General features: G+C 73.3%; 21 protein-coding genes. 11 read left to right on the forward strand and 10 right to left on the reverse strand.

The annotated features are described in order from the left end of the window. Positions 1-75: 75 nt before the first annotated feature. The 6 genes from Pdca_RS16180 to Pdca_RS16205 are packed head-to-tail and all read left to right on the forward strand — an operon-like array spanning position 76 to position 5714. Positions 76-1122: an AAA family ATPase gene (locus Pdca_RS16180; RefSeq protein ID WP_232021594.1), complete on the forward strand. Its 1047-nt coding sequence runs from the start codon at positions 76-78 to the stop codon at positions 1120-1122. Beyond that, the gene (locus Pdca_RS16185; protein WP_085912212.1) at positions 1119-2042 is read left to right on the forward strand and encodes a DUF58 domain-containing protein; all 924 of its coding nucleotides are present in this window, start codon (positions 1119-1121) and stop codon (positions 2040-2042) included. The genes Pdca_RS16180 and Pdca_RS16185 overlap by 4 nt, the downstream gene beginning before the upstream one ends. After that, positions 2039-3028: a VWA domain-containing protein gene (locus Pdca_RS16190; protein WP_085912213.1), complete on the forward strand. Its 990-nt coding sequence runs from the start codon at positions 2039-2041 to the stop codon at positions 3026-3028. The genes Pdca_RS16185 and Pdca_RS16190 overlap by 4 nt, the downstream gene beginning before the upstream one ends. A gap of 58 nt (positions 3029-3086) precedes the next feature. Continuing rightward, positions 3087-3797, forward strand: coding sequence for a 3-oxoacyl-ACP reductase FabG (gene fabG / locus Pdca_RS16195; protein WP_085912214.1), 711 nt, complete (start codon positions 3087-3089; stop codon positions 3795-3797). A gap of 44 nt (positions 3798-3841) precedes the next feature. Further along, positions 3842-4618 (forward strand): enoyl-ACP reductase FabI, encoded by a 777-nt coding sequence (fabI, locus tag Pdca_RS16200; RefSeq protein ID WP_085912215.1) that lies wholly within the window; start codon positions 3842-3844, stop codon positions 4616-4618. 7 nt (positions 4619-4625) lie between these two features. Continuing rightward, positions 4626-5714, forward strand: coding sequence for a ferrochelatase (locus Pdca_RS16205; RefSeq protein ID WP_085912216.1), 1089 nt, complete (start codon positions 4626-4628; stop codon positions 5712-5714). A gap of 29 nt (positions 5715-5743) precedes the next feature. Here the strand turns inward: Pdca_RS16205 and Pdca_RS16210 are convergent, their stop codons facing one another. Then, positions 5744-6382, reverse strand: a complete 639-nt coding sequence (locus Pdca_RS16210) for a class I SAM-dependent methyltransferase (protein WP_085912217.1) — start codon at positions 6380-6382, stop codon at positions 5744-5746. 123 nt (positions 6383-6505) lie between these two features. On the opposite strand from Pdca_RS16210, the gene Pdca_RS16215 reads away from it, so the two are divergent. Next, on the forward strand, positions 6506-8098 hold the full coding sequence (locus tag Pdca_RS16215) for an alanine/glycine:cation symporter family protein (protein ID WP_085912218.1): 1593 nt from the start codon (positions 6506-6508) through the stop codon (positions 8096-8098). Between the two features lie 31 nt (positions 8099-8129). On the opposite strand, the gene Pdca_RS16220 is transcribed toward Pdca_RS16215, so the two are convergent. The 4 genes from Pdca_RS16220 to Pdca_RS16235 all read right to left on the reverse strand — a co-directional run bounded on the left by Pdca_RS16220 (position 8130) and on the right by Pdca_RS16235 (position 12326). Continuing rightward, a complete protein-coding gene (locus tag Pdca_RS16220; RefSeq protein ID WP_232021595.1) occupies positions 8130-9413 on the reverse strand; it encodes a tyrosine-type recombinase/integrase in 1284 nt (427 codons plus the stop codon). Between the two features lie 87 nt (positions 9414-9500). Further along, positions 9501-10622 (reverse strand): glycoside hydrolase family 16 protein, encoded by a 1122-nt coding sequence (locus Pdca_RS16225; protein ID WP_085912219.1) that lies wholly within the window; start codon positions 10620-10622, stop codon positions 9501-9503. Between the two features lie 276 nt (positions 10623-10898). Then, positions 10899-11528, reverse strand: a complete 630-nt coding sequence (locus tag Pdca_RS16230; protein WP_085912220.1) for a maleylpyruvate isomerase family mycothiol-dependent enzyme — start codon at positions 11526-11528, stop codon at positions 10899-10901. A 78-nt stretch (positions 11529-11606) separates the two neighbouring features. After that, positions 11607-12326, reverse strand: coding sequence for an Rv1476 family membrane protein (locus tag Pdca_RS16235; protein WP_085912221.1), 720 nt, complete (start codon positions 12324-12326; stop codon positions 11607-11609). Positions 12327-12428: 102 nt separating this feature from the next. Between Pdca_RS16235 and Pdca_RS16240 the strand changes: the two genes are divergently transcribed. After that, on the forward strand, positions 12429-13226 hold the full coding sequence (locus tag Pdca_RS16240; RefSeq protein ID WP_125911435.1) for a hypothetical protein: 798 nt from the start codon (positions 12429-12431) through the stop codon (positions 13224-13226). Positions 13227-13246: 20 nt separating this feature from the next. Here the strand turns inward: Pdca_RS16240 and Pdca_RS16245 are convergent, their stop codons facing one another. Both Pdca_RS16245 and Pdca_RS16250 read right to left on the reverse strand, forming a co-directional pair. Continuing rightward, positions 13247-13969, reverse strand: coding sequence for a type 1 glutamine amidotransferase (locus tag Pdca_RS16245; protein WP_158092115.1), 723 nt, complete (start codon positions 13967-13969; stop codon positions 13247-13249). 126 nt (positions 13970-14095) lie between these two features. After that, positions 14096-14887 (reverse strand): polysaccharide deacetylase family protein, encoded by a 792-nt coding sequence (locus Pdca_RS16250; protein ID WP_085912223.1) that lies wholly within the window; start codon positions 14885-14887, stop codon positions 14096-14098. Positions 14888-14941: 54 nt separating this feature from the next. Between Pdca_RS16250 and Pdca_RS16255 the strand changes: the two genes are divergently transcribed. Continuing rightward, complete coding sequence (locus Pdca_RS16255) at positions 14942-15316, forward strand: MerR family transcriptional regulator (RefSeq protein ID WP_085912224.1); 375 nt, start codon at positions 14942-14944, stop codon at positions 15314-15316. Positions 15317-15374: 58 nt separating this feature from the next. Here Pdca_RS16255 and Pdca_RS16260 read toward each other — a convergent pair whose 3' ends face one another. Both Pdca_RS16260 and Pdca_RS36090 read right to left on the reverse strand, forming a co-directional pair. Continuing rightward, entirely contained in the window at positions 15375-17297 is a 1923-nt protein-coding gene (locus Pdca_RS16260) for a S9 family peptidase (protein ID WP_085912342.1), read from the reverse strand. A gap of 104 nt (positions 17298-17401) precedes the next feature. Continuing rightward, positions 17402-18397 (reverse strand): SRPBCC family protein, encoded by a 996-nt coding sequence (locus Pdca_RS36090; RefSeq protein WP_174824281.1) that lies wholly within the window; start codon positions 18395-18397, stop codon positions 17402-17404. A gap of 218 nt (positions 18398-18615) precedes the next feature. On the opposite strand from Pdca_RS36090, the gene sigJ reads away from it, so the two are divergent. Together sigJ and Pdca_RS16275 are read left to right on the forward strand one after the other, a co-directional pair. Beyond that, on the forward strand, positions 18616-19533 hold the full coding sequence (gene sigJ, locus Pdca_RS16270) for an RNA polymerase sigma factor SigJ (protein WP_085912225.1): 918 nt from the start codon (positions 18616-18618) through the stop codon (positions 19531-19533). A 103-nt stretch (positions 19534-19636) separates the two neighbouring features. Next, the gene (locus Pdca_RS16275; RefSeq protein WP_085912226.1) at positions 19637-20641 is read left to right on the forward strand and encodes a glycosyltransferase; all 1005 of its coding nucleotides are present in this window, start codon (positions 19637-19639) and stop codon (positions 20639-20641) included. 104 nt (positions 20642-20745) lie between these two features. On the opposite strand, the gene Pdca_RS35610 is transcribed toward Pdca_RS16275, so the two are convergent. Continuing rightward, positions 20746-20916 carry a hypothetical protein gene (locus Pdca_RS35610; RefSeq protein WP_158092116.1) on the reverse strand — a complete coding sequence of 57 codons (171 nt, stop codon included), beginning with the start codon at positions 20914-20916 and terminating at the stop codon, positions 20746-20748. Between the last annotated feature and the right edge of the window lie 341 nt (positions 20917-21257).

A 21257-nucleotide genomic window follows, 5' to 3' on the forward strand; every position in this document is an offset into this window, starting at 1 on the left:
TCCTATAGGATGTGGGAAGCCCGGGCGGGGTGCTCCTTCACCGGCGTCACACGGGCACCGCGATCGAATGCCACGGTGAGCACGAGTCCGTCGAACGACACCCCCGCGTCCGGCTCCCCGAGCACACCCGCACATGACGCCGAGCGGCTCGAGCGCGCGGTACTCGAGGTCAAGCGGGTGATCGTCGGACAGGACCGGCTGGTCGAGCGGATGCTCGTGGGCCTGCTCGCCAAGGGGCATCTGCTGCTCGAGGGCGTCCCCGGCGTCGCGAAGACGCTCGCCGTGGAGACGTTCGCGCGGGTCGTCGGCGGCAGCTTCGCCCGCCTGCAGTTCACCCCCGACCTGGTCCCCGCCGACATCCTCGGCACCCGGATCTACCGGCAGGGCCGGGAGGAGTTCGACGTCGAGCTCGGCCCGATCGTGGCCAACTTCGTGCTCGCCGACGAGATCAACCGGGCGCCCGCCAAGGTGCAGTCCGCGATGCTCGAGGTGATGGCCGAGCGGAAGCTCTCGCTGGCCGGCCGGGACCACCCGATGCCCGATCCGTTCCTGGTGCTCGCCACCCAGAACCCGATCGAGAACGAGGGCGTCTACCCGCTCCCCGAGGCGCAGCGCGACCGCTTCCTGTTCAAGCTCCTCATCGAGTACCCGGGCGTCGAGGAGGAGCGCGAGATCATCTACCGGATGGGCTCCGAGCCGCCCACCGCCACCCAGGTGCTCACCCCGGCCGAGCTGGTCCGCCTGCAGCGCACCGCCGCCGGCGTCTTCGTGCACCACGCGCTGGTCGACTACGTGGTGCGGCTGGTCGTCGCGACCCGGCTCCCGGACGAGCACGGCCTGTCCGACGTCGCGTCCTGGATCGCCTACGGCGCCTCGCCCCGCGCCTCGCTGGGGATCGTCTCCGGCGCCCGTGCGCTGGCACTGGTCCGCGGCCGTGACTACGTGCTCCCGCAGGACGTGCTGGAGGTCGCCCCGGACGTGCTGCGGCACCGGCTGGTGCTGTCCTACGACGCCGTCGCCGATCAGGTGCCGGTGGATCACATCGTCTCCCGGGTCCTGCAGACCGTGCCGTTGCCGCAGGTCAGCGCCCGGCCCAGCGCGGCGGGCCAGGGGCCGGCGTGACGGCAGGCCCCGACGGTGGGCAGGCCCGGCTGGAGGCGTCGCTGCGCACGCTGGAGCTGACCGTCCGCCGCCGGCTGGACGGGCTGTTGCAGGGCAACCACTCCGGGCTGCTGCCGGGCCCCGGCGGTGAGCCGGGAGACGCGCGCCCCTATCAGCCGGGTGACGACGTCCGGCGGATGGACTGGTCGGTCACCGCCCGCACCACCGCACCGCACGTGCGGGACACCGTCGCCGATCGCGAGCTGGAGACCTGGGCGGCCGTCGATCTGTCCCGCAGCCTGGACTTCGGCACCGCGGACACCGACAAGCGCTACCTGGTGCTGGCCGCGCTGACCGCGGTCGCGCAGCTGACCGCGGGCGGCGGGAACCGGCTCGGGGCCGTCGTCAGCAACGGATCCGACGTGGTGCGGCTGCCCGCCCGCGGCGGTCTGGTGCACGCCCGCGGCCTGGTCCGGCGGGTCGCGACGACCCCCACCGCGCCGGAGGGCGTGCGCGGCGATCTCGGTGCCGTGCTGGATCAGCTGCGCCGCCCGCCGCGCCGCCGCGGCCTGGTCGCGGTGCTGTCGGACTTCCTCGGTGAGCCGGTGTGGGAGCGGTCGCTGCGCGCACTGTCCGGCCGGCACGATCTGCTCGCGATCGAGGTGGTCGATCCGCGCGAGCTGGAGCTGCCCGACGTCGGCACCGTGGTGCTGGCCGATCCGGAGACCGGCCGGCAGCGCGAGGTCGCGACGACGCCGCTGCTGCGCCGGGAGTTCGCCGCCGCCGCGTCGGCGCACCGGGACCGGGTCGCCGACGTACTGCGCCGCTGCGGCGCCGCGCACCTGACGCTGCGCACCGACCGCGACTGGGTCGCCGACATCGTCCGCTTCGCGGTCGCCCGCAGGCACGCCTGGGCAGGTGCCGGGAGGTCGTCGGCATGAGGTTCGCGACCCCCTGGTGGCTGCTCGGGCTGCTGGTCGTCGCCGCGCTGGTGGCCGGGTACGTGTGGTTGCTGCGCCGGCGCCGCAGCGATGTCGTCCGGTTCACCAACCTGGAGCTGCTGGAGACGGTCGCCCCGCGCCGGCCCGGCCGCTGGCGGCATCTCCCCGCGATCGCGATGATCACCGCCCTGGCCGTGCTGACGGTGGCGCTGGCCGGGCCACAGGCGATGGCGAAGGTCCCGCGCAACCGGGCGACGGTGATGCTGGTGATCGACGTGTCGCTGTCGATGAAGGCGACCGACGTGGCCCCGACCCGGCTGGCCGCCGCACAGTCGGCGGCCAAGCAGTTCGCCGACCAGCTCACCCCCGGCGTCAACCTGGGGCTGATCTCGTTCGCCGGGACGGCCGCGGTGCTGGTCTCGCCGACCACCGAGCGGCCGGCCGTGAAGAACGGCGTCGACAACCTGCAGCTCGCCGAGTCGACGGCCACCGGGGAGGCGATCTTCACCGCGATGCAGGCGATCGACACGTTCTCCCGGTCGCTGGAGGGCGGCCCGGACGCCGAGGGCGTCCCACCGCCGGCCCGGATCGTGCTGCTCTCGGACGGGACCCAGACCGTTCCCGGGCCGGACGGGGAGAACGAGCCGCGCGGCTCCTTCACCGCAGCCGCGGAGGCCGCCGAGCGCGGCATCCCGGTCTCGACGATCTCGTTCGGCACCAGCTACGGCACGATCGAACTGGACGGCGGCCGCACCCCGGTGGCCGTCGACGACGCCTCGATGGAACGCATCGCGCAGCTCTCCGGTGGCCGGTTCTTCACCGCGGCGACCGAGTCCGAGCTGCGCGCGGTGTACTCCGACCTGTCCGAGGAGCTCGGTTACGAGGAGCGCGAGGTCGACGCCAGCCGGCCGTGGCTGATCGGCGGGTTCGCGCTGCTGATCGGCGGGCTCGCGGCCGGGATCCTGCTCGGCAGGCGGTTGCCGTGAGCAGCGTCGCCGTGCGCGCGCGGCGGTACCGGTCGGTAGTGCGTTAGGTTCACGTCCCGTGGGACGCAGTGTGCTCGTGACCGGAGGAAACCGCGGCATCGGCCTGGCGATCGCGACGGCGTTCGCGGCCCAGGGGGACCAGGTGGCGGTGACCTATCGCTCCGGGAAGGACGGCCTGCCCGACGATCTGCTGCCGGTGCACTGCGATGTCACCGACGCCGACTCGGTGGACGCCGCCTTCACCGAGGTCGAGGCCGCGCACGGCCCGGTAGAGGTGCTGGTGTCGAACGCCGGGATCACCGACGACGGCCTGCTCATGCGGATGGCGGAGGACTCCTTCACCAAGGTCGTCGACGCCAACCTGACCGCCGCCTACCGGGTCGCGAAGCGGGCCTCGCGCGGGATGCTCAAGGCGAAGAAGGGCCGGATGATCTTCGTGTCGTCGGTGGTCGGGCTGTCCGGCTCCGCCGGGCAGGTCAACTACGCGGCCTCGAAGTCCGGGCTGGTCGGCCTGGCCCGCTCGGTCGCCCGCGAGCTCGGCAGCCGCGGCATCACCGCGAACGTCGTGGCCCCCGGGTTCGTCGACACCGACATGACCCGCGCACTCGGCGAGAAGCGCCGTGCCGAGATCCTCGGGACCATCCCGCTCGCCCGCTACGCCGACCCGGACGAGGTCGCGTCCGTGGTCACCTTCCTCGCCTCGCCCGGCGCCGGGTACGTCACCGGGGCCGTGGTCCCGGTCGACGGCGGCCTCGGCATGGGGCACTAGCACGTGGGTCACCACCACCTGCTCCACACTCCCGAAAGGACGTCATGGGACTGCTCGACGGCAAGCGGCTGCTGATCACCGGTGTGATCACCGATGCCTCGCTGGCCTTCCACGCCGCCAAGATCGCTCAGGAGCAGGGCGCCGAGGTGGTGCTCACCGGGTACGGCCGGATGCGGCTGGTCGAGCGGATCGCGCAGCGGCTGCCCAAGCCCGCCCCGGTCGTCGAGCTGGACGTGTCGGACGCCGATCAGCTGGCCACCCTGGTCGAGCGGATCACGCCGCACCTGGGCGACGAGCCGCGCCTGGACGGCGTGCTGCACTCGATCGGCTTCGCCCCGCCCGGTGCGCTCGGCGAGGGCGCCTTCCTGAAGGCGGAGTGGGAGGACGTCGCCACCACCATCCAGGTGAGCGCGTACTCGCTGAAGTCCCTGGCGGTGGCGTGCAAGCCGCTGCTCGGACCGGGCAGCTCGATCGTCGGGATGGACTTCGACAACCGGCAGGCCTGGCCCGCCTACGACTGGATGGGCGTCGCGAAGTCGGCGCTCGAGTCGGTCACCCGGTACCTGGCCCGTGACCTCGGGCCGGACGGCATCCGGGTGAACCTGGTCGCGGCCGGCCCGGTGAAGACGATGGCCGCCAAGTCGATCCCGGGCTTCGGCGCGTTCGAGGACGTCTGGGACAAGCGCGCCCCGCTCGGCTGGGACATGAACGACCCGGTACCGGTCGCGAAGACCGTCTGCGCGGTGCTGTCCGACTGGCTGCCCACCACCACCGGCTCGATGGTCATGGCGGACGGCGGCGTGCACGCCGTGGGTGTCTAATCGGGGGGTGCCCGAACAGCCCCGCCACGAACAGCCCCGCCACGAACAGGGTTGCACCGATCCCGACGCCGTCCTGGTGCTCTCCTTCGGCGGCCCGGAGGCCCCCGACGAGGTCCGGCCCTTCCTGGAGAACGTGACCCGGGGCCGCGGTGTGCCACCGGAACGGCTGGACGCGGTGGAGGAGCACTACCAGCACTTCGGCGGCGTCTCGCCGATCAACGCCCGGAACCGGGAGCTGGTCGCGGCGATCGCCGCCCGGACCGCGCTGCCGGTCTACTTCGGCAACCGCAACTGGCACCCGTTCGCCGAGGACGTGGTGCGCGACATGGCCCGTGACGGCGTCCGGCGGGCGCTGGTGTTCGCCACCAGCGCCTACGGCGGCTACTCGGCCTGCCGGCAGTACCACGAGGACATCGCCAGGGCCCAGGACGCGGTGGGCCCCTCGGCGCCGGAGCTGGTGAAGCTGCGGCACTTCCACGACCATCCCGAGTTCGTGCGCGCCAACGCCGACGCCGTCCGGGGCGCGCTGGAGCGGCTCCCCGCCGAGCAGCGGTCCGGTGCCCGGCTGGTGTTCACCGCGCACTCGATCCCGAACTCCGCCGACGCCGCCGCCGGGACCCCGGCCGACGGCGGGCACCGGTACTCCCGGCAGGTCGCCGAGGCGTCCGCGCTGGTCGCCGCGGAGCTGGGGATCGAGGACTTCGACGTCGTCTGGCAGTCGCGCTCCGGGCCGCCGCAGGTGCCGTGGCTGGAGCCGGACGTGGTCGACCACATCGACGACCTGCACGCCAAGGGCGTCCCGGCGGTCGTCGTCGCCCCGGTGGGTTTCGTGTCGGATCACGTCGAGGTGATCTGGGACCTCGACAACGAGGCCGCGGAGCGGGCCGCCGAGCACGGCATGGGGTTCGCCCGGGCGGCGACCGCCGGGCCGGATCCGCGGTTCGCCGACATGGTGATCGAGCTGGTCGCCGAGCATGCGCACGCGGCCGCACCGCGCCGGCTGGGCAGCGTTCCGGCCGCGGGATGCACGAGCAACGGCGTGCCGTGTGCGGTCGACTGCTGCCTGCCCCAGCGCCGCCCGGCCCGCCCGGCCTGAGCCCCGTCGGTCTCGGACCCGCCCGGCCCTCAGGTGCGGCGGATGCGGGCCAGGTGCGCCGGCTCGTCCACCCGGGAGCCGGCCGGCCGGCCGTAGGACGCCGAGACGGCGGCGGTGACGACGCCCCGGTAGGTCGTCCGGTCGACGGCCTCGACCGTCCAGTCCGGGGCATCGAACGCGGTCCGGATCTCCGACTCGTCGATCACCGGGCCGAACTCGGGGCCGTCCCCGGTCCGGGCCAGCGCGAGCAGGTGCACGACGCCGCCGGAGCGGACCACCCGGGCCAGGCCGCGGGCGTAGCGCCGCTGGTCGCCGGCGTCGAACACGTGGAACAGGGCGCTGTCGAGGACCGTGTCGAAGGTGCCCAGCCCGGCCGGGTCGAGCGCGTCGGCGACGGTGAACCGGGCGTCCACCCCGGCTGCGGCGGCCCGTGCCCCGGCGCGCTCGACGGCGCTCGCGGACGCGTCCGCGCCGAGTACGTCGAGTCCGCGCCGGGCGAGCAGGATCGTGTGCTCGCCCGCCCCGCAACCCAGGTCGAGCGTGCGGCCGGTGATCATCCCGGCGTCGGCGAGCGCGACGACGGCCGGCTGTGGCTCGCCGATCACCCAGGGCGGGTCGCCGTCCCGGTAGGCCTGGTCGAACACGGTGACCGATGGTGTGACGTCCATGATGTGCTCCCTTCCAGGAGCCAGGCTCGTACCTGAATCCGGGTCGAGGTCAAGGTGTGACTCCGATTACCCGTTTCGCCCCGAAGTTGAGATTTGTCCGGATGTTCGGTGGGCTGTGCGACCATGTCGTCTCCCCACGGCGGGGCCACGAGCCCGCCGCCAGCCGATGTCCTCGCCGCGCCCCCGCAACCCGGGATGCTCGGGGCGGTCGAGGACGCCATCAACTCCGTGTTCGATCCGGTCGCCTCGACCCTGTCGAGCATCGTCTTCTACGAGGTCTCGATCTTCGGGACCGACTTCCCCTGGATCGTCGGCTGGCTGGTGCTGGCCGGGATCATCTTCACCCTCTACTTCGGCTTCATCCAGTTCCGGTCCTGGTCGCTGGCGATCAAGATCGTGCTCGGGAAGTACACGCGTAAGGACGAGCCCGGCGAGGTCAGCCACTTCCAAGCGCTGACCTCGGCGATGTCCGGCACGGTGGGGCTGGGCAACATCGCGGGGGTCGGGCTGGCCGTGACCCTCGGCGGGCCCGGCGCGACGTTCTGGATGATCATCGCCGGGCTGCTCGGGATGGTCACGAAGTTCGTCGAGTGCACCCTCGGCGTCAAGTACCGGGAGACGCACGCCGACGGGACGGTGTCCGGCGGACCGATGCACTACCTGCGGCGCGGGATCGCCGAGCGCTTCCCGAACCGGTTCGGGAAGGTCGTGGGCTCGGTGCTGGCCGGCGGCGCCGCCGTGACGATCCTGTTCTTCGGCGTCGCCGGCGGGAACATGTTCCAGGCCAACCAGACCTACGCCCACCTCAGGGACGTGACCGGCGGCGACGACGGCATGCTCGGCAGCGCCGGTGCCGCCCTGATCTTCGGTCTGGTCCTCGCCGCGGTGGTCGGCGCGGTCGTGATCGGCGGGATCAAGTCGATCGGCCGGGTCACCTCCCGGCTGGTCCCCGCGATGGCGCTCATGTACTGCCTGGCCTGCCTGGTCGTGATCGCCGTGAACATCGCGGAGGTCCCGAACGCGGTCGGCCTGATCGTCTCCGGTGCCTTCACCCCGGAGGGCGTCGCCGGCGGCGCGCTGGGCGCGCTGATCGTCGGCTTCCAGCGTGCGGCGTTCTCGAACGAGGCGGGACTGGGGTCGGCGCCGATCGCGCACTCCGCGGTGAAGACGAAGGACCCGGTCACCGAGGGCTACGTCGCGCTGCTCGAGCCGTTCATCGACACCGTGATCATCTGCACCATGACGGCGCTGGCGATCACGGTGGCGGGCACCCAGTTCTACGCGACCGCACGGGAGGAGGCGTTCCTCTCCGGCGGATCGGAGGTGGCCGACGGGGTCACCGTGACGTCGGACGCGTTCGCCTCGGTGCTGCCCTGGTTCCCGTGGGTGCTGGCGCTGGCCGTGGTGCTGTTCGCCGTCTCCACGATGATCACCTGGGGCTACTACGGGCAGAAGGCGTGGACGCACCTGTTCGGCCGCAGCCTGCTGAGCGAGCGGATCTACTTCACGATCTACTGCACGTTCGCGGTCGTCGGCTCGGTGCTGACACTCGGGGCGGTCGTCGACTTCGTCGACGCGGTGCTGTTCCTGCTCGCCCTGTTCAACATCGCCGGGCTGTACCTGCTGGCCCCGGTGGTCAAGCGCGAGGTGCGGGCGTTCCGGGCGAAGCTGCGCAGCGGCGAGGTGCGTGAGCTGGAGCCGTCCGAACGGGACTGAGCGGGACCGAGTGCTCCGGTCACCGGGCTCGTCAGCGATCCTGACCCGGGTCGGTGACCAGCCCGGTGACCAGGTCGGCTGCGCTCCCCGAGCGGGAGCGCAGCGACCGGTCGTAGTGCCGGGTGGTGGCGATGCTGGCGTGCCCGACGTCGGCCTGCACGTGCTGGATCGGCGCGCCGGCCTCCAGCGCGAGGGTCACGTACGCGTGCCGCAGGGCGTGCGGGTGCACCCGGTCCTCGACGTCGGCGAGCTCCGGACCGCCGTTGCGGGCGATCCGGCGCAGCAACAGGTAGAGATCGTGCCGGGAGCAGCGGCCGCCGTCGCGGGTCGCGAGCATCGGCGAGCGGCCGGCCCCGGTGCCGCGGGCGGGCAGCAGATCGCCGTACTCGCGGTCGCGCAGCAACAGGTACCCGGTGAGGGCGTCCACGCAGGCGTCGCCGGGGAACACCTCGCGGACGGTGCCGCCCTTCCCGCGGACCCGCAGCACCCGCTCCCCGCCGGTGACGACCAGGTCGTCCCGGTCCATCCCGGTCACCTCGGAGATCCGCAGGCCCAGGCACAGCAGCGCGACGAACGCGACGGCCCGCCGGGCGTAGAGCTCGCGGTGCCGGGTCCGGTTGGGCAGTGCCGCCGCGGACGTCCACAGTGCCCGGACCTGGGCGGCGGTGAGCCGGATCGTCGGGGACGGGTCGCGGGAGGTCCCGGTCAACCCGAGCCGCCCGCGGTGCAACGCTGCCGGGTTGCCGTCGACGATGCCGTGCTCGGCCAGGAACGCGTAGAACGCCGACACCGTCGACAGCATCCTGGCCCGGGTACGTTTCCCGGCACCGGCGGCGTCGAGGGCGTGCAGCCAGGTGGTCACGTGCGCGGCCGTCACGGTGCGCGGGTCCAGTGTGTGGCCCGCGCACCAGCGGAAGAACGCCAGGTGGTGCAGCCGTCCGCGGCGGGCCGGCGGGGGAGTGCCGGTGCCCGGACGGGCCGGGGTCCGCGGCTCGGCACCGGTGACGGCGTCGGCCCACCCGGGCGGCAGGCCGAGCGCGTAGGCGTAGGTCCGCCGGGTCTGTGCGGTGCCGTACCCGGCCAGCCAGCGGGCGACGAGCGCGCGCAGCGCGCCGGGATCGTCGACCCCCGGCCAGTCGGTGTCGGGTTCGGCGTGCGGACCCGGCACCGGTGGCCCGGGCCTCGACGGCTCCGGCACCGTCGACTCCGGCACCGTCGACTCCGGCATCGACGGCTGCGGCATCGCCGGCTCGGGTGTCGGTGGCCCGGTACGCCGGCCGAGCGCGGCGAGCACGAGTGCGGCGGGATCGCTCATCGCCGCTGATCGTGCCGGAGAACCGCACCGGGGCCGGGACCGACACGGCTCTCCCCGGCCCCGGCCGCCGCCCGGACGGGCACCGGATCAGCTGTTCAGGGAGTAACTACGGACCCAGTCGACCTCGATCTGCGCCGGCCGGTACGGGCCGGTGCCGTGGAACCCGTCGAGCTGGATCTTCAGCGCCCCGGACGGCATGTCCTGGATGTTCTGCCGGCCCGGCCGGGCCCCGCCGGAGAAGCGGAACCATTCCTTGCCGTCGATGAAGCCCTTGACGTGCTGCGGTGTCCACTCGAAGGCGATGTTGTGCCACTCCGACAGCGGCGCACCACAGTTCTTCTCGCGGGCGAACTCCTGCTGCACCTGGCCCGGTGCGTGCGGGTAGTGGATGAAGGCCTCGGCGCAGGGCGCACCGGGGATGCTGTTCTCCAGGAAGTCGTACTCGCCGTCCTGGGGCCAGCGGTTCGAACTCGGCCAGACGATGAACACCGGGTGGTAGCGGTGCGCCGCGGTGCCGGTGTCGGTCGACCGCACCCGCATCTCCCAGCGGCCGTAGCGCTGGTCGAGGCGGGATCCGAGCCATCCGGTGTCGCCGTTGGCGAGGCCGGTCTGGATCAGCTTCCCGTCCCGGACGGTGGAGCGGCTCGCGCAGCGGCGGCCGTTGCCGTCGTGGCCGGGCCAGCACTCCGCCGCGGTCACCCACTTCTCGGGGGACGGCGGACCGGTGTAGTCGAACTCGTCGCTGCCCAGCGGGATCGGCGTACCCCAACCGTGCCGGACGGCCGCGGTGGTTCCGTCCTCGCCGACCGGCGGTTCCGGTTCCGGCTCGGGTGTGGGCGGGCCACCGGTGGTGGGCGGATTGGCGGCCAGCCAGTCGAGCCCCGCGTTGATCCGGGCCTGCCCGGCGGTGATCTCCGCCTGGCCCGCGCTGACCTGCGCCCGGCCCGCGGTGACCTTGTCCTGCCCGGCGGCGACCTGTGCCTGGCCGGCGGCGACCTGATCCCGGCCGGCGGTGATCTCGGCCTGGCCGGCGGCGACCTGCTTCTGCCCCGCGGTGACGGCGGCGATCGCCTGCTGCTGGGTGGTGATCGGCGGCAGATCCTCCTGCGCCGAGGCCTCCGAGCTACCGAGCCCGACCGTGCCGACACCGATCATGACGACCGCGGCACCCCCGGCCAGCGCACGACGCCAGGTCACGACGCCGCCCATGGCGTCGTGACCGTCCGGCGTCGACCCGGTGGCCCGATCGGGTCCGTTCCGTACCGGACGCGTGAGCGTCCGGGCAGCACAGCAGTACCCTGGTGCATGTCGACTCCTGAGGTCGGCAGTCGCAGGAACCTCGACGGGTGTGTCCGCACCCGTCGAGGCTGCCCAACGGCGAGCGACGACTGCCGAGGGAACGTACACCGGACGGGTGTAAGGGGTCCTTGGACGCGGCGGCGGCGTGCCGTGATTTTCGTCGATCCCGCAGAAGTGGCGGCTGTGCTATCGCGGCGGCGCGGAGATCAGGAACTCCAACCCGGGGCCGGCGAGCTCGTCCCGGGCCGTCGCCCGCCCGGACAGGGTGAGAAGCAGCGCGAGCGCGGTCCCGGTGACCTCGGCGCCGGAGCCGATCGACAGCTCCGTGTCGGTCGCGGTGAACCGGGCCACGGCGGTCAGCTCCCGGCCGCCGCCGAACGATGCCGGTGTCCTGGCCTGGTACTCCAGCGCCGGGACGACCGCGTCGAGCGGGTGGTTCCGCCGGACGCCGAGCGGCCGCCGGACGTCCTCGCCGTGCACGATCTCCTCGACCAGCCGGGTGGCCCGGTCCACCGGCGGGCCGCTGGTGCGGGTCGCCACCTGCGCGAGCCGTGCCAGCGTCGCGGCACCGGTGGCCCGCCGCTGCCGGGCGACGCCACGGGCGTTGAGCCGGTCGAAGTCGAAGCGGGCGCGGACCAGGTCCGCGACGAAGCCGGCACGCGTCGTGCAGGCGCTGTCGACCAGGTGCGCGACGACGTCGTGCACCGTCCAGCCCGGACACGACGACGGCAGCTCCCAGCGGTCCTCGTCGAGACCGGTGAGGTCCGCGACGAGGGCCGCCCGCTCGGCGTGCACCAGCGCCCACAGCTCGTCCATGACGTGTCTCCTCCGGTCGTGTCCGTCGGGAGGGGAGACCGGTGCGGTGGGGGTGGACTCATCGGTCCCGGCCCGGACTCAGGGGCGGGTCGCGAGATCCAGCGCCTGGACCCGGTCGTGCAGCGCGCGGACCCTGGTGGCGAGCGTGTTCGCCGCGCGGCGGTCGCGCGGGTCCTGCTCGACCTCGTGCACCACGTCCCGGTACTCGACGGCGACCGTGCTGTACTCGGTGCCCAGCCCGGCGTCCTCGAGCAGCGCGGTCCGCGACTCGATGGACAACACCTCGTCGGCCATCTCGGCGACCTCGGCGCGCAGCCGCTCACCCTCCGCGGCGAGCGCCGCGGCGTCCCGGCGGCGCCTGCGCCGCAGCTCCCACCATCGCCCGCCGCCCGCGACGAGTGCGACCAGCAGCACCGCGACGATGCCGATGCCCAGCCACGGCGGGCCGGGATCGGTGAGCTCGCCGACGAACTGCTCGGTGGCCTGCACGTCGCTGCCGGGGAGCCCGTCGACGAACTGGTCGACGTTGCCGTAGGTGTCGCTGGCCGCCGCGGTGTACTCCGGGCTGAGCACCAGCACGGTGCCGCCGCGCTCGGACCGGACGGCGTTCGCCAGCTCGATCAGCTCGGCCTGGCCGTCGGCCTGCGGGACGACCACCACCGACAGCGCGAGATCGTGTTCCGCGGCGGCCGACTCGACGACAGCGGCGAGCTCGCTCTGGTCGCCCGGGGCGGCCACCCCGTTGTCGGCGAGATCATCGAGGATCGCGTCGGTGTTCTGCGGCTGGAGGTACAGCACGCCGTGCAACGGTGTCCGACCAGGCATCATGTGGTCCTCATGACGGGTTCGTGAGCGGAGGGGGAGCGGGTGCGGGAACGGTACGTCAGGGCGCCTGACGGCATGAAGTGGGTGGTCGGGCGCAAGTTCCTGCTCGGCCCCCCGCGCTATCGCGGGTTCCGGTTCGGGATGGGCGGCGGCGACCGGTACTTCGAGCCGCCCACCCGGAGCACCGCCGAGGGGGCCGATGCCCAGGAGGCTCGATCGGAGCGTCCGCGAGTGGTGCGTGACCGGCCGGCGCCGGACCACACGGTCGACCGTGAGCCTCCGGTCCGGTACCGCGACGTCGACAGCCACTGGCACCGGCCGCGCGGTCGTTCGGTGCCGATCATCCTGCCGACCGGCCGCAGCGGCGGCGGCTGGAGCGGTGGTGGATCGTCCGGTGGCGGGAGCCGCGGCTCCTCCGGGGGCGGCAACCGCGGCGGGATCGGCGGCGGGAACCGGGGCGGCAGCGGCGGTGGCAACCGTGGCGGTGGTGGCGGCGGGGGAGCCGGCGGTGCGGGGGCGGTGCTGGCCGGGGCCGGTGGCGCCGGCGCGATGCTGATCAAGGTCCTGTGGTGGGTACTGATCGTGGCGGCGATCGGGGCCGCGGTGTTCCTGGCGGTCTTCGTCGTGATCCCCGGGATCCTGCTCGGCCTGCAGTTCCTGCTCATCGGGCTGCTGATCGGCTGGCGGGCGATGACCGGACGGCCGTGGGTGGTGGAGGCCCGGGAGAACCGGGCCGCGCCGCTGATCCAGGCCTGGGAGGTCACCGGCTGGAAGGAGAGCGGCCGGGTGCGCGACGAGGTCGCGGAGGCGCTGCGGCGCGGGGAGGAGCCGCGGCCGGCCGGGGCGGTGGCGGTCGACGTCAGCGGGTCCTGAGAGCCGGCGGGCCGCGCGGATCAGCAGGATCGGCGGGGCCCGGGCGGCAGCAGGCCGGTGGCGGTGATCAGCTGACCCACCTGTGCCGCGGCCCGCGCGTGCCGGTGCGCGGTGTCGCTCCGCAGCCGGTCGGCGTCGAGCCCGTCCGGGACGCCGAGGGTGAGCCACCGGTCGAGCAGCCCGGGATCCATCTCCGGATGGAACTGCAGGCCGACGCTGCGGCCGATCCGGAAGCCCTCGCAGCCGACAGCCCCGTCGGCCAGGATCGTCGCGCCGGGCGGTGGCACGAGCTGTTCGGCGTTCCAGCTGAACCACGGTCCGGGTGGGAGCCCCACGGCGAGCGGCCGGACGCGGTGCCAGCCGATCCGGGCCCGGCCCAGCGGACGGGTCGTACCGCCGAGCGTCTCGGCGAGCAGCTGGGCGCCGAAGCAGATCGCCAGCACCGGCACCCCGGCGTCGTGGGCACGCCGCAGGAAGCGGGCCTCGGCCGCCGCCCAGCCGCGGATCAGCTCCCGCGGCCACGGCGCGCCGAGGGTCACCACCAGGTCCCGGGACCGCGGATCGGGGAACACGACGTCGACGTCCGGCGTGGTGTAGCGCTCGGCCGGGACGACCGTCACCCACTCCGGCCGGTACCCGTGCGCGGCGAGTGCCGGGCCGAGCAGCCCGAGCCCGGCGACGTGGTCGTGGCCGATCACCAGTGCCGAGCGGGCCACCGCCGTGCCGCCTTCCCTCCGTGCCACCTCCGCGCCGTCCTGCATCCCTGCCGTCCTACCGCTCTGTCGTCCTACTGCTCTGCCGTCCTACCGCTCTGTCGTCCTGTCGCGCAGTCGTCCTACCGCGCGCTCCCGCCGCTCAGCCGGATCCGATCATCGCTCGCCGGGTCCGGCGACGCGGCCGGGTTCGGTCACCGCCCGGTAGTGGTCGGCGATGTCGTCGGTGGTGGTGATCCACGCGTCGGGCTGCGCGGTGAGCCAGCCGAGCACCTCGTCGAGGTAGCGGGTCCGGAACGCCTGCCCGATGACGAACGGGTGCAGCGCCAGTGCGAGCACCCGGCCGGATCCGCCCGCCGCGTCGGCCCGCAGCTGCTCGTACTGGTCGCACACCATCCGCACGAACTCCGGTCCGGTCACGCCGCGGGCGAACAGCAGCAGGTCGTTGAGTTCCAGGGTGTAGGGCACGCTGAGCATCCCGGGGACGGTCAGCGGATAGGGCTGGTCGTCGTTGGTCCAGTCCAGCACGTGATCGAATCCGAGCTCGGCGAGCAGCTCGGGGGTGCGGGCGGTCTCGGTCAGGCCCGGCCCCATCCAGCCGCGCGGCCGGGTCCCGGTGCCGGCCTCGATCGTCTCGACGATCTCGCGGAGCACCGTCCGCTCGACGACCAGCGAGTTCAGCAGCGCGCTCGGCCGGACGCCGTGCCGGTCCAGCACGTCGATCGTGCGCCAGATCCCGACCCGCGCGCCGTAGTCGCGCCAGCCGTGGTTGAGCGCGTCCGGCACCAGATCGGCGGTGCCCGGCCAGATGCTGGTGGAGGGCAGCCCGGGTACGAAGTGCTCGATGTTGAGCCCGATGTGTACGGCGACCCGGGCACCGCCGGGCCAGCTCAGCGGCGGCCGGTCGACGATCGGGGAATAGCGGAAGGGGACGGTGGTGTCGGTCATGGCGGGATGGTGCGGCCTGACACCGGTGTGAGGTTCAAGCCCGGAGGGGATGCGATGCGGATCGGTGAGCTGGCCCGGCGGACGGGCGTCAGTGAACGGTCGCTGCGCTACTACGAGGAGCAGGGGCTGCTCGTCCCGGCCCGGACCCCGGGCGGGCACCGCGACTATCCCGACGCCGCGGTCGACCGGGTGATCCGGATCCAGGAGCTGTACGCGGCCGGGCTGGGCAGCAGGCGGATCGCCGGGCTGCTGCCCTGCATGCGTGACGACGACGGCGGGCCGAGTGCCGTCGCGACCGCCCGGCTGACCGAGACACTCCACGCCGAGCGCGACCGGATCGACCGGTCGATCCGGGACCTGCAGGTCTCCCGCGACGTGCTGGACGGTGTGATCGACGGGGCGTCCGGGACCGCAGGCCACCGGTCCTGACCGGCCGGTCCGGTCGGTGGGCACTGCGGGCTCGGTCCGCGCGTTCGGTCCCGGCCGGTCAGGCGGTCCGGTCGGCGCTGCGACCCCCGAGGTGTTCGGCGAAGTGCCGTTCGATCGCCCGGTAGAGCCGCAGCCGGTTCTCCGGGTTCTCGAAGCCGTGGCCCTCGTCCTCAGCGAGGAGGTACTCGACGGGTACGCCGCGCTCCCGCAGCGACGCGACGATGTTGTCCGACTCCGCCTGCACGACGCGGGCGTCGTTGGCGCCCTGCGCGACCAGCAGCGGGGTGCGGATCCGGTCGACCATCGTGATGGGGGAGCGGGCCAGCATGTCGGCCTCGGCGTCCGGGTCGTCCGGGTCGCCGACGTAGCGCAGCCAGTTGTTGACGGTGAACGCGCGGGTGAACGGCGGCAGCGTGCGCATGAAGTTCGCCAGGTCGGAGATCCCGACGTAGTCCACGGCGGCGGCGAAGCGGTCGGGTGTGACGGTGGTGGCGACCAGCGCGGCATAACCGCCGTAGGAGCCGCCGTAGATGCCGATCCGGTCCGGATCGGCGTAGCCCTGCCCGACGGCCCAGTCGACGGCGTCGATCAGGTCGTCGTGCATGGCGCCGGCGAACTCGCCGATCGCGGCGGTGATGTGCCGGCGTCCGTAGCCGCTGGAGCCGCGGAAGTTGACCTGCAGCACGGCGTGACCCCGGTTGGCGAGGAACTGCGCGGTCGAGTCGAAGCCCCAGCTGTCGTGCGCCCACGGGCCGCCGTGCACGTGCAGCACCAGCGGCAGCCCCCGCGGCTCGATCCCGACCGGCAGGGTGAGGAAGGCGTGCAACGGCAGGCCGTCACGGGCCGGGAAGGAGACGGGCGTCATCGGGGCGAGCGCGGCCGGCGGCAGGTGCGAGTGCGGCCGGAACAGCTCCCGGCTCTCGCCGGTGGCGTGATCGTAGAACCAGGTCACGCCCGGTTCGCGGTCGTGACCGAAGGTCGCGACCCAGCGCTGCCCCGACTCGTCGGACGACAGGGTGCCGAGCACGCCGTCGGACAGTTTCTCCAGCGCCGCGTACACCTCGGCGAACCGCGGGTCGACGATCTCGATGTGGGGCCGGTCGCCGACGAACCGGGCCGCGAGGACCTCGCCGGTGCGCCGGCTCGTGTACACCGGCGGCGGCAGCACGCCGGGCAGCATCATGCCGGTGAAGTCCAGGCTCTGCCCCGGCACGGCCGCGACGACGCTCTCCGCGCCGGTCTCCCGGTCGATCCGGACCAGGCGCAGGTCGTCGGAGTCCTGATAGGAGCCGACGAGCAGGCCCTTCCCGTCCGCGGTGACCAGCTGGGGCTGGATGCTCATCGGGTGCTCCGCGCCGCCCATCCGGTGCAGCAGCCGCTTCCGGCCGGTACCGGCGTCCCATGCGGACACCTCGAGCGTGCCGTCGGCGGCGAGCGCGGTGTGGAAGACGGGCTCGCCCTCGTTGTCGAGGAGCAGGGTCGCCGTCGGGTCGTCCTGCTCGTGCAGCAGGGTCGTGGTGCCGGTCGCGACGTCGATCCGGAACGTGTCGAAGTTCAGCGGCCGCTCGTTCATCGTGACCAGCACGCTGCCCGGCACCGACGGCAGCGGATCCACGCCGGCCACCCGTGAGCCCGGGGCCAGCGGGGTGAGGTCGACGGCGGGCTCGTCGGGTGCGTCGAGATCGACCCGGTGCAGGTGCCAGTCCTCGTTGCCGTCGGTGTCCTGCAGGTACAGCAGCCACCGCGGGTCGTCGGTCCAGTGGTAGGTCGTGATCCCGCGCCGGGCGTCATTCGTGACGCAGACGGCGTCGTCGTGGGTCTCGTCGATTCCGCGCACCCAGACGTTGCGCCGCCCGTACGCAGGGGCCAGGTAGGCGATCCGGGTGCCGTCCGGAGAGATCGTCGGGACGGCGAACTCCGGATCGGCGAAGAAGTCCTCGAGGTCGATCAGGGGAGCCGGGTGGCTCCGGGTGTCGGTCATGCGGTCGCTCCGCTCGGTCGCCGGTTGTTCGTCGATCCCATCCGACACCCGGCCGCTACGGCACAGTCAAGCTCCCACCCGGTGGCCTGCCGGGTGAGCGGATGTCAGCCGGGCGTTCCTGCCCGTCGGCGGAGGATCTCGCTGCCGTTGCGCAGGGTGGGTGCGGCCTGGCTCCGGTGGACGTGCGACAGGACCCGCCAGATCGCGGCGCGGACGGTGGAGCTGAAGGCCAGCGCGGTGGTGAGGCTGACGGTGTTCCCGCGGCGTTCGATCAGGAGCGCTCCGACGGCACCGCTGCTGCTCGTCTCGATGCGGACGTGGTGATCGTCCTCCGAGGTGATCGCCCAACCTGCGATGCTCCCCGGGATACCGTCGGCGGCCGGTCGCAGCCCGAGCAGGGTGGTGAAGACGAGATCGCGATCGAACCTGCTGATGCCCTCCTCGAACGCGGCCGTGGCCCATTGCCGCGGGCCGGCGTCGGTGTCGGTGTCGGTGCAGAGCACGAAGCGATCGACGTAGCTGGGGGTGAACGACACCGGCCGGTGCATGGCCGCCGGTGCGATGACGCCGCCGGTGACCGGCTCGTGCTGCGGTCCTGTCGTCACGCCACCCGACCGAGCGGCGACGGCCCGCAGGATCCGTACCCGGAGCGACCGACTCCGCGGCGGCCGTCGGGTCGCACACAGCGCGTTCTCGGCGTTGTCGAGCGCGTCCTCGAGCAGCGCGTCGTGGAGTGGACGGAAGAGGAGCGGCCAGGTGATCCGGGCGGTCCCCCGCGGGGTCAGCGACAGCGTGTGCACGAGCCGGGTCCGCTCGGGCGTGACCGGCTCGAGCAGGAACTCGTGGACGGCGTCGTGGAATCCCCGTGGCCGGGTGAAGCGGAAACGTACCCGGCGGCCCGGATCGAGTTCCTGCACGACGTAGCGGAGCGGACCGTGCCCACCGTGGGCGCCGGCGACCAGGCCCGGGTGGAACCGCATGGCCGGCCAGCTCCGATCCGGCCACAGCCGGTTCCGGGCGCTGGCCAGGTCGTCGATCAGGGCCGCGCAGTCCTCGATCGGCGCCGCCAGCTCGCGGGTGTGGACGTTGTGCACCCTCATCGGGCCCTCCTCGGTGTCGGTATCTGCCGGGTGACGGGATCGGGTCGCGGCGGCGCCGCGCCCGGTTCCGGTCACGACCATGGGACGTCCCCGGCGCCGCGAACGTGACATCCCGGCACGATCTCCCGCCGGGTGCGATGTCACAACGGGCCGCCGGCCGGCGTCTCATGGCCGGAATCCGGAGGACGCACGAGGGCACAGGAGGGGATCGTGTGGGTATGAACGGTGCAGCCGGGAGCGAGAACCGTGCGACCGAGAACCGTGCGACCGAGGAGTTCGCCGAGCATCGGTCGCTGCTGTTCACCGTGGCCTACGAGCTGCTCGGAGATGTCGGCGACGCCGAGGACGTGGTGCAGGACACCTGGCTGAAGTGGGTGAAGGTCGACCACGCGACCATCGAGAACCCGCGGGCGTACCTGGCCCGGATCGCCTCCCGGCGCGCGCTGGAACGGTTGCGCTCCGTTCGCCGTGCCCGCGAGGACTACGTCGGCTCCTGGCTGCCGGAGCCGCTCTGGCCCGGCCCCGATCCGTCGGAGACGGTTCTGGAACGCGACGGGATCGCGGTGGGGATGCTCGTCGTACTCGAGACCCTCTCACCCCTGGAACGCACAGCGTTCGTCCTGCACGACGTCTTCGGCTTCTCGCACGCCGAGATCGCGGAGACGCTACAACGTTCCACCGCCGCGGTGCGCCAGACCGTGCACCGGGCACGGGGTCACGTGCAGGCCCGGCGCCCCCGGTTCCCGGTGGAGGACGCCACCGCCGACGCGGCGGCCCGGCAGTTCCTCAGCGCCGCGGCAGATGGTGACGTGACCGCGCTGCTGCAGGTGATGGCACCGGACGTGGTGCTGCACACCGACGGTGGCGGCCGGGTCCCGGCGGCGCTGCACCCGATCCGCGGCGCGGACAAGATCGCGCGGCTGATCACGCACGTCTGGTCCGGGTACGAGGGCCTGACCGCGATCTGGACGACGCAGGGTGGGGTCCCGACGGCGGCGCTCGTCGAAGGCGACACGGCGCGCGCCGTGGTCGCGATCGAGTGCGACCCGGCCGGACGGGTGGTCGCGCTCTACGCGAACCTGAACCCGGACAAGATCCGGCACGTCGGCCCCGGGCACGGCGGGGACGCCCGGTGATGAGCGTGACGGCCGTGAGCGGTTGCCTGTCCGCACTCACCGGGCGGAGGTGGCGGGCGCGGGGCCGGGTGTTCGCCGCGATGGACGGCGGAGGCCCGGCGGCATGACCGACTACCTGTTCGCGCTCACCGACGGCGGCGGCACCGTGCCACCCGAGCTCGGGGTGGCACACCGGCTGGTCACCCGGGGCCATCGGGTACGGGTCCTCGCGGACGCGTCGATGGCCGCCGACGTCGCGGCGATCGACGCCGAGTTCCTGCCCTGGGCGCCCGGACGCGACGATCCCGCACCGGCGAGCGCCTACCGTGACTGGGAGCTGCGCAGCCCCTGGGCGCTCGCCGGCGGGATGGCCGAGCACATGATCGCCGGGCCCGCAGCCGGTCACACCCACCGGCTGCTCGAGGTGGTGCGAACCGGGGCACCCGATCTCGGGCTCGCACCGGTGCCCGGGGTCTGGGACCAGGTCCACCGAGCCCGGCGCCAGCTCGTGCTGACCGCCCGCACCTTCGACTTCCCGGCCCGGCTCGCCCCGTCCGTCCGATACGTGGGACCGGTGCTCGACGATCCGTCCTGGGCACACGGCGAGCGCTGGGAACCGCCGGCCGGCGACGGACCACTCGTACTCGTCGCGATGTCGTCGACCTATCAGGCCCAGTACGCGACCGTGCGGAACGTCGTGGACGCCCTGACCAGGTCGGGAGCTCGCGGTCTGGTGACCGTGGGTCCCGCGCTCGATCCCGGGCTGGTGCGCGGCGGTGACGGGATCGTCGTCGTGCGGTCCGCACCGCACGCCGAGGTGCTCGACCACGTCGAGCTGGTCATCACCCACGGCGGTCACGGCACCGTGCTGAAGTCGCTCGTCGCGGGCCGCCCGATGCTCGTGCTCCCGCACGGCCGGGACCAGCGGGACAATGCGGCCCGGGTGACCTTCCGGGGTGCGGGGGAGATGCTCCGGCGCAGCGCCACCGCCGACCGGATCGCCGCCGCGGCGAACCGTGTGCTGCACACGCCGTACTACACCGCCGCCGCACGGTGGTTCGGCGGGCGGATCCGTGCCGAGCTCGCCCGGAGCACCCTCCTCGCGGAGCTGGAGCAGCGGCCGGCCTGAACCGGAGCGTGCTCTCCGCCGGTCGTCGGCCGGACGGTGTTTCCCGGTGTCCTGCCGGAGGGGGGCCGCACCGGCGTGTCGCACCGAGCGTGTCCGGCGCGCCCTCAGAGGCGTGCGTTGCGATAGGTCCAGGACGCCGGCAGGGCGGCCGCGACGGTCGTCGCCAGCAGTACGGCGATGTGGTCGCCCGCCCCGGTGCCGGCCAGCTGCGCGCAGAACACCCCGGAGGCCCTCGGCGATCTCGACCCGCGGGACGCCGGCGGCGTATCGGGCACCGTGCGCACGCCGAACCGGTGCGCTCATCGCGACGCCGCCGAGTCGATCGGCCGAGGGGGTCGGCCCCTCGTCGACCTCGGTGAGTGTGAGCAGGGCGCGTTCGAGCCCGGCGCCCTCGACCCGCAGGTCCCGCAGTTCCGGATCGCGCCCGAGCCAGGTGCGCAGCACGTCTTCGGGGCGCGTCGTGACGGCCACGACACGACCGTCCTCCTGCGTGACCGAGCGCACCCCTGGTCATCGAGCGCACGTCGTCGGCACCGAGCGAGGTCTGTGCCGTCACGAGGCCGGGAGGGGGTACGTCGCCGGCAGGGGGTGGCGGCACTCCCTGCCCGAACCACCA

Source organism: Pseudonocardia autotrophica (assembly GCF_003945385.1).
In the GTDB taxonomy this organism is placed as follows: Bacteria; Actinomycetota; Actinomycetes; order Mycobacteriales; family Pseudonocardiaceae; genus Pseudonocardia; species Pseudonocardia autotrophica.

Bases quoted from the DNA above. Each gene is read 5' to 3' on its own strand.
- Pdca_RS16250 (WP_085912223.1), bottom strand. From the start codon at position 14,887: ATGACCGACACCACCGTCCCCTTCCGCTATTCCCCGATCGTCGACCGG.
- Pdca_RS16210 (WP_085912217.1), bottom strand. From the start codon at position 6,382: ATGGACGTCACACCATCGGTCACCGTGTTCGACCAGGCCTACCGGGAC.
- Pdca_RS36090 (WP_174824281.1), bottom strand. From the start codon at position 18,397: ATGAGGGTGCACAACGTCCACACCCGCGAGCTGGCGGCGCCGATCGAG.
- Pdca_RS16225 (WP_085912219.1), bottom strand. From the start codon at position 10,622: ATGGGCGGCGTCGTGACCTGGCGTCGTGCGCTGGCCGGGGGTGCCGCG.
- Pdca_RS16230 (WP_085912220.1), bottom strand. From the start codon at position 11,528: ATGGACGAGCTGTGGGCGCTGGTGCACGCCGAGCGGGCGGCCCTCGTC.
- sigJ (WP_085912225.1), top strand. From the start codon at position 18,616: ATGAACGGTGCAGCCGGGAGCGAGAACCGTGCGACCGAGAACCGTGCG.
- Pdca_RS16220 (WP_232021595.1), bottom strand. From the start codon at position 9,413: ATGAGCGATCCCGCCGCACTCGTGCTCGCCGCGCTCGGCCGGCGTACC.
- Pdca_RS16260 (WP_085912342.1), bottom strand. From the start codon at position 17,297: ATGACCGACACCCGGAGCCACCCGGCTCCCCTGATCGACCTCGAGGAC.
- Pdca_RS16190 (WP_085912213.1), top strand. From the start codon at position 2,039: ATGAGGTTCGCGACCCCCTGGTGGCTGCTCGGGCTGCTGGTCGTCGCC.
- fabI (WP_085912215.1), top strand. From the start codon at position 3,842: ATGGGACTGCTCGACGGCAAGCGGCTGCTGATCACCGGTGTGATCACC.
- Pdca_RS16275 (WP_085912226.1), top strand. From the start codon at position 19,637: ATGACCGACTACCTGTTCGCGCTCACCGACGGCGGCGGCACCGTGCCA.
- Pdca_RS16240 (WP_125911435.1), top strand. From the start codon at position 12,429: ATGAAGTGGGTGGTCGGGCGCAAGTTCCTGCTCGGCCCCCCGCGCTAT.
- Pdca_RS16215 (WP_085912218.1), top strand. From the start codon at position 6,506: ATGTCGTCTCCCCACGGCGGGGCCACGAGCCCGCCGCCAGCCGATGTC.
- Pdca_RS16255 (WP_085912224.1), top strand. From the start codon at position 14,942: ATGCGGATCGGTGAGCTGGCCCGGCGGACGGGCGTCAGTGAACGGTCG.